We start from the raw sequence: 1093 nt of genomic DNA, 5'->3' as shown, positions 1-1093 counted from the left end.
CGTGAATTCAACCACCAAGTGCGACAAGCTCCTCTAACCGAATAGTTTTTGCATTGGGCTGCGATAGCCATAGCGCTTCCTCGGTCTGGTGTTGAGTCGATGGGCAATGGCATCACAGTGTCTCTGCGCCAAGCTGGACATGCTCTCGCCCTTGCGTAGGTACTGTCGGATCAAACCATTGGTGTTCTCATTGGTGCCACGCTCCCACGGGTGGTGGGGGCGTGCAAAGTAAACCGTAGTAGCGGTGGCAGCTTCCAGCTCTGCGTAACCATGGAACTCCGTTCCGTTGTCGTAGGTGATGCTGAGGAACGGCAGACCTGATCGTCTGATGAGCTCAAGCACCTTCTTGTTCAACTCCTTGGTCGTCCGGTTTGCGAGCTTCCCGATAAGCGTGTAGCCCGTCGAACGCTCCACCAGCGTCACGATGCAATGCTTGTCCCAGGATGCTCCCGTCATGGTGTCGCCTTCCCAGTGACCGACCTCCTGGCGGCTATCGACGATCGCGGGGCGTTCGTCGATCATGCGTTTTCCCTGCAGTCTTCCCCGCCTTTCCACGCCGTAATGGCGCTTTCTCCGCTTGTAGCGCCGGCGCAGCTCCAGATACAAATCACCTCCTGCTCGCCAATCGCGACGGATGTGGCGATAGATAGTCTGGTAGCTGATCTTGAATTCACCCTGCGCTGCCAGCGTCCCGGAAATCTGTTCCGGGCTCCACTGCTCCTTGAGCAGAACAGCGACGCGGGCGTACTGCTCCTCGCTATGGTGCGAACCTCGCCGGCTCCGACGAAGCCGGCCATTACGGCGCTCCTGCGCCTTGCTGGGGCAGTAGGTCAGACAGCTCCGTACCTGGGTACTGTTGCGCTGGTACTCGCGGTAGATGGTGCTGCGGTGCCGATCCATGAGCTGCGCGATCTCGCTCACAGACTGCCCGCTCTTGCGCAGCTTGGAGATCATGTATCGTTCGAGCTCGGTGAGCTGGTGGTACGTCACGGTTGGGGCTCCTTTCTTGCCGGATCAGAGTCCCAACCAGTCTGCCAGCTCACCCCTGCATTCTTGGGGGCTGGAGTTGTCGCACTTACTTTGGCAATTTCCG

Annotated in this window: 1 protein-coding gene; it reads right to left on the bottom strand. The window is 58.8% G+C overall.

The window, feature by feature from the left end; all coding sequences use genetic code 11:
- Positions 1-33 precede the first annotated feature (33 nt).
- Complete coding sequence (locus tag ACFPN1_RS16265) at positions 34-990, bottom strand: IS30 family transposase (protein ID WP_386756272.1); 957 nt, start codon at positions 988-990, stop codon at positions 34-36.
- Between the last annotated feature and the right edge of the window lie 103 nt (positions 991-1093).

The sequence above is a fragment of the Lysobacter yangpyeongensis genome, assembly GCF_042655745.1.
In the GTDB taxonomy this organism is placed as follows: Bacteria; Pseudomonadota; Gammaproteobacteria; order Xanthomonadales; family Xanthomonadaceae; genus Agrilutibacter; species Agrilutibacter yangpyeongensis.
Note: the sequence above shows the minus strand (reverse complement) of the source record. Positions and strands in the feature narration are given on the sequence as shown.